Origin of the sequence: Saccharopolyspora sp. (genome assembly GCF_017434145.1) — a bacterium.
In the GTDB taxonomy this organism is placed as follows: domain Bacteria; phylum Actinomycetota; class Actinomycetes; order Mycobacteriales; family Pseudonocardiaceae; genus Saccharopolyspora_C; species Saccharopolyspora_C galaxeae.
Window position 1 is genome coordinate 1 of the sequence record NZ_JAFRFW010000517.1, and the last position, 5154, is coordinate 5154.

At 70.8% G+C, this 5154-nt stretch carries 4 protein-coding genes and 1 pseudogene; 3 read left to right on the plus strand and 2 right to left on the minus strand.

Annotated elements, in window-relative coordinates; genetic code table 11:
* Positions 1–206: pseudogene (locus tag IJH84_RS14315) on the plus strand (PHP domain-containing protein); the annotation flags it as partial.
* A 104-nt stretch (positions 207–310) separates the two neighbouring features.
* On the opposite strand, the gene IJH84_RS14320 reads toward IJH84_RS14315, so the two are convergent.
* On the minus strand, positions 311–1090 hold the full coding sequence (locus IJH84_RS14320) for a dioxygenase (protein ID WP_295145194.1): 780 nt from the start codon (positions 1088–1090) through the stop codon (positions 311–313).
* A gap of 114 nt (positions 1091–1204) precedes the next feature.
* Between IJH84_RS14320 and IJH84_RS14325 the strand changes: the two genes are divergently transcribed.
* A complete protein-coding gene (locus tag IJH84_RS14325; RefSeq protein ID WP_295145196.1) occupies positions 1205–1696 on the plus strand; it encodes a MarR family transcriptional regulator in 492 nt (163 codons plus the stop codon).
* Positions 1697–1915: 219 nt separating this feature from the next.
* Here IJH84_RS14325 and IJH84_RS14330 read toward each other — a convergent pair whose 3' ends face one another.
* Positions 1916–3808: an ABC transporter ATP-binding protein gene (locus tag IJH84_RS14330; RefSeq protein WP_295145202.1), complete on the minus strand. Its 1893-nt coding sequence runs from the start codon at positions 3806–3808 to the stop codon at positions 1916–1918.
* 320 nt (positions 3809–4128) lie between these two features.
* On the opposite strand from IJH84_RS14330, the gene IJH84_RS14335 reads away from it, so the two are divergent.
* A partial coding sequence (locus IJH84_RS14335) for an APC family permease (RefSeq protein WP_295145199.1) occupies positions 4129–5154 on the plus strand: 1026 nt, incomplete at its 3' end.

Here is a 5154-nt window from a genome sequence, read left to right on the forward strand (position 1 = left end):
ACTCGCGTCCCGAGCGGCTGGATCCGCCGCGGGCGCTGCTGCGGCGCGCGTTCGAGCTGGGGTGCGAGTTCGCCATCGATTCCGACGCGCACGCCCCCGGCCAGCTCGCCTGGCAGTCCCACGGCTGCGCGCGGGCCGAGGAATGCGGCATCCCGCCGCAGCGGGTGATCAACACGCGCGGCGCAGAGATGCTGCTCAGCCGCTGAGCGGTGTCGGCACTGCGGCCCGAGGACGCGGCAGGACCCCGCTGCCATCCCGGCACGCCGCGGTAGGGACCGCGTGCGACCGGCCGGCCGAGAGTCGCAGCCGCTCACCCCACCTGGAACGATCGCTTCGCCAGCCCCATCCAGTAGCCGTCGATGAGCTGGTCCGGCGCAGTTCCCGGGTCGCGTGCCGCGCCGAGGGTGACGAACATCGGCGCGAAGTGCTCGGCCGTCGGGTGCGCGTAAGGCATCCCGGGCGCGCGATCGGCGTAGGCGGCGAGTTCGTCCACGTCTCCGCGCCCCAGCGCTTCCCCTGCCCACGCGTCGAACTCGCGGGACCAGCCGGGAGCCGCGGCGTTCGGGCGCATGTCGCTGAGGAACGGCAGGCCATGCGTGGTGAAACCGGAGCCGATGAGCAGCACGCCTTCGTCGCGCAACGGCCGCAGCCGCCGCCCGAGCTGCAGCAACCGCTCCGGGTCCAACGTCGGCATCGACACCTGCAGCACCGGCACGTCCGCGTGCGGGTACATCACGGTCAACGGCACGTAGGCACCGTGGTCGAGCCCGCGGTCCGGCTGCTGGGCCACCGGTTCGTCGTCCGGCATCAGCGCGGCGACCTTCGCGGCCAGCTCAGGAGCACCAGGACTCGGGTAGACGGTTTCGTAGTAGCGCGGCGCGAAACCCCAGAAGTCGTAGGTCAGCGGCACGCCGTCCGCGGTCGCACCGAGCGTGCAAGGCGCGGATTCCCAGTGTGCCGAGACCACCAGAATCGCCTTGGGCCGCGGCAGGTTCCCCGCCCAGTCCGCGAGCTGGCCGGTCCACAGCGCGTCGTCGACCAGCGGTGGCGCTCCGTGGCTGAGGTAGATCGCGGGCATCGACTGCGACATCGCCGACCTCCATTTGATTGAAGCTTCAATTAACAGCGTAGGCCGTGGCAGGAACGGGTTCAAGGCGCACCGGCGATCGGCGAGGGGGCGCAGGACGGCGGTTAGACTCGCCGGATGGACGAGCTGCAGCGGTCGAGCGACCCCCCGTGGTTGAGCGACGACGAGCAGCACGCCTGGCGCAAGCTCGCGATGCTCATGACGCTGCTGCCCGCCGCGCTGGACACCCAGTTGCAGCGGGACTCGGACCTGACCCACTTCGGCTACTGGGTGCTGGCGATGCTGTCCGAACGCCCGGACCGCACGCTGCGGATGAGCGATCTCGCCGCGCAGGCCGCCGCTTCGCCGTCCCGCGTCTCGCACGTGGTGGCGCGGCTGGAGAACAACGGGTGGGTGCGGCGCGCCAGGTCCACTTGCGACGGTCGCAGCAACCTCGCCGAACTCACCGAAGCCGGATACCGCAAGGTCGTCGAATCCGCTCCCGGCCACGTGGAACGAGTCCGGTCGCTGGTGTTCGACGCCCTCACCGGCACCCAGGTCCAGCAACTCGGCGAGATCTGCGGTGCCATGCTCCGCCGCATCGACCCGGACGGACGGCTCGGCACGTAGCCGGTTCACCACGGGTGAACGGACCGTTGGTCCGACTGGATCGGTCGAACAGTCCGTTCGCTCGGAGACGGGAGGCCCGTCCTGCGCTTCGCTCCCCGGCGCCGGATCGGCTTGTGGGCCGCATCGCCGGGGAGCGCTATGCGCGTCAGGCGTGACCGTTCCCTGTTCCACCAACGGTGAACGGACCGTTCGTCCGACCAGATTGGTTCAACAGGCCGTTCACTCGGAAACGAGGCTCGGGAGGTGGCCGTTGCCGGCCGGTGCGGCGGTTTCCTGCTGGGCGAACTGGGTGCGGTACAGCTCCGAGTAGAGCCCGCCGCGGGCGAGCAGGTCGGCGTGCGTGCCCTGTTCGGCGAGGTGGCCGCCGGAGATCACCAGGATCTTGTCCGCTTCCCGGATGGTCGCCAGCCGGTGCGCGATGACCAGCGCCGTCCGCCCCGACAGCGCGGTGGACAGCGCTTGCTGCACCGCGGCCTCCGACTCCGAGTCCAGGTGCGCGGTCGCCTCGTCCAGCACCACCACCGGCGGAGCCTTCAGCAGCAGCCGGGCGATGGCCAGCCGCTGCTTCTCCCCGCCGGAGAGCCGGTAGCCGCGGTCGCCGACGACGGTGTCCAAGCCCTCCGGCAGTTCGTCGATCAGCTCGTGCAGCTGGGCGGTGCGCAGCGCCTCGAACAGCTCGTCGTCGGAAGCACCGGGCCGGGCGTAGGCGAGGTTGGCGCGGATCGAATCGTGGAACAGGTGCGGGTCTTGCGTGACCACGCCGACCGTCGCGTACAGCGATTTCAGCGTCACGTCCCGCACGTCGTGCCCGGCCACCCGCACGGTTCCGGAGTCGACGTCGTAAAGCCGTCCCGCGAGGTTGGTGAGCGTGGTCTTGCCCGCGCCGGAATGCCCGACCAGCGCGACGGTCTGCCCGGGTTCGGCCCGGAAGCTGATGTCGCGCAGCACCTCGTGCGCCGGTGCCTGCTCGCTGCGGGCGACCGACTCCAGCGAGGCCAGCGAGATCTCGCTGGAGGCCGGGTAGCGGAACGACACGTGCTCGAACTCGACGTCGGCGCTGCCGGAGCCGACCTGCAGGCGCACGGCGTCCGGCTTCTCCTCGATCATCGGCTTGAGGTCGAGCACCTCGAAGACCCGGTCGAAGCTCACCAGCGCCGTCATCACGTCCACGTGCACGTTCGACAGCGCGGTCAACGGCCCGTACAGGCGGCTCAGCAGGGTCGCCAGCGCCACCAGCGTGCCCAGCTGGAACGCCCCGGAGATCACCAGCGAACCGCCGAGCCCGTAGACCACGGCCGTGGCCAGCGCCGCCAGCAGCGTCAGCGCCACGAAGAACACCCTGCTGTACATCGCCGATACGACGCCCAGGTCGCGCACCCGCGCCGCGCGCGAGGAGAACATGCCCGCCTCGTCCTCGGTGCGGCCGTAGAGCTTCGCCAGCATCGCGCCGCCGACCCCGAAGCGCTCGGTCATCAGCGAGCTCAGCTGCGCGTCGGTCTTCATCTGCTCGCGGGTGACGGTCTGCAGCTTGCGGCCGACCCAGCGCACCGGCAGCAGGAACAGCGGCAGCAGCGCCAGCGCGATCAGCGTGATCTGCCAGGACAGCGTGAACATCGTGGCCAGCACCAGCACCAGGCTCAGCACGTTCGACACCACCGAGGACAGCGTGCTGGTCAGCGCCCGCTGCGCCCCGATCACGTCGCTGTTGAGCCTGCTGACCAGCGAACCGGTCTGCGCGCGCACGAAGAACGCCACCGGCATCCGCTGCACGTGGTCGAACACCTCGGACCGCAGGTCGTAGATGAGCCCTTCGCCCAGCTTCGCCGAATACCAGCGCTGCGCCAGCGACAGCACCGCCTCCAGCACCGCGACCAGCGCGACCAGCCCGGCGAGCCATGCCACCACGTGCAGGTTCCGCGGCACGATGCCGTTGTCGATGATCGCCTTGAACAGCAGCGGCGTCACGATCCCGATCACCGCGGACGCGGCGACCAGCAGCAGGAACGGGACGATGTCGCGGGCGTAGGGGCGGGCGTAACGGGTGATCCGCCGCGCGAGGCCGGGGGCCAGGCGTTGCCGGGTCACCGACTGGTCACCGGCGAAGGAGCGCATCGTCTCCCAGCTGACGCCAGAGGTCATCGTGGTGGTCCTCTCGTGTCGAGTTCGTCCGCGCCCGCCCGGTTCGGGTCGGCCGGGTCGCGGAGCAGTCGCGCGGTGGTGTCGCGCGCCGAAGCCGATGCTGCGACTTCGGGTTAACTCGAAGTCAAACACGAACGAAGCGGCCGGTGTTCCCTTCGGAAGTCGAGCGCGCTCGGCCGCCAAGATCGCGCTTCTGGAGGATCTTCCCGCGGCCCGCGAGCCGTTACCTTGTCCGGCGGTGCATGAGGCGCTCGCGCAGGTGGCGTCTTCGGCCGCGACGATCCGGGGTGGAGATGTCGTCGAACGGGAGCGCGGAGACCGGTTCGCTGGCCGGGTCCCGGCTGGGCGTGCCCGCGATCGTGTTCTTCACCGTGGCCGCCGCGGCGCCGGAAACGGTCGACGCCGGGGTAGCGGTCAGCGGTTTCGCCGTCTCCGGGGTCAACGGCATCCCCGTCGGCTACCTGGCGATCGCGCTGGTGCTGGGCCTGTTCGCGATCGGTTACGTGACGATGGCCCGCCAGGTCGAGAACGCGGGCGCCTTCTACGCCTACATCGCCAAAGGTCTCGGCCGGGTTTCCGGCACCGCTGCGGGCGGGGTGGCGCTGCTGGCCTACAACGTGCTCCAGGTCAGCCTCCTCGGCGGTTTCGGAGTGGGCGCCGCCGACCTGGTCCGCGGGCTCGGCGGCGGCGCCCACCCCTGGTGGCTCTACGCCGGGATCGGGCTGGCCGGCGTGGCGGTGCTGGGCGTGCTGCGCATCGACATCAACGGGCGGGTGCTCGGCGTGCTGCTGGCCGCCGAGGTGCTGGTGATCCTGGTCTACGACGCGGCGTTCGTGGCCCGGCCCGCCGCCGCGGGCGTCGTTGCGGACACGCTGAACCCCGCGCAGCTGCTGACCGGCACCGCCGGGGTGATCCTGGTGATCGCCTTCACCGGGTTCATCGGGTTCGAGAATTCCACCGTGCTGACCGAGGAAGCGCGGGGCAGGCGCACCGTGGTGATCGCGACTTACTCGTCGCTGGTGCTGATCGGTGCGCTCTACGGGTTCTCCACCTGGGCGATGACCGTGGCGACCGGGCCGGAGCGGGTCGTTGCGCGGGCCGAGGAGCACTCCACCGAGCTGCTGTTCGTGCTCGCCGCCGAACGGCTGCCCGCCGCGGTGGTCACGATCGGCTCCGCGCTGTACGTCACGAGCCTGTTCGCGGCGATGCTCTCGTTCCACCACGTCTGCGCCCGCTACTTCTTCGCGCTGGGGCGGGAAGGCGTCGGGCCGCGCTGGTGGGCGCGCACCAGCCCGCGCACCTCGGCGCCGACCGCCGGG

What these genes read in the sequence shown, in the direction of transcription:
- IJH84_RS14325 (WP_295145196.1), top strand. Translation starts at nt 1,205, where the DNA reads ATGGACGAGCTGCAGCGGTCGAGCGACCCCCCGTGGTTGAGCGACGAC.
- IJH84_RS14330 (WP_295145202.1), bottom strand. Translation starts at nt 3,808, where the DNA reads ATGCGCTCCTTCGCCGGTGACCAGTCGGTGACCCGGCAACGCCTGGCC.
- IJH84_RS14320 (WP_295145194.1), bottom strand. Translation starts at nt 1,090, where the DNA reads ATGTCGCAGTCGATGCCCGCGATCTACCTCAGCCACGGAGCGCCACCG.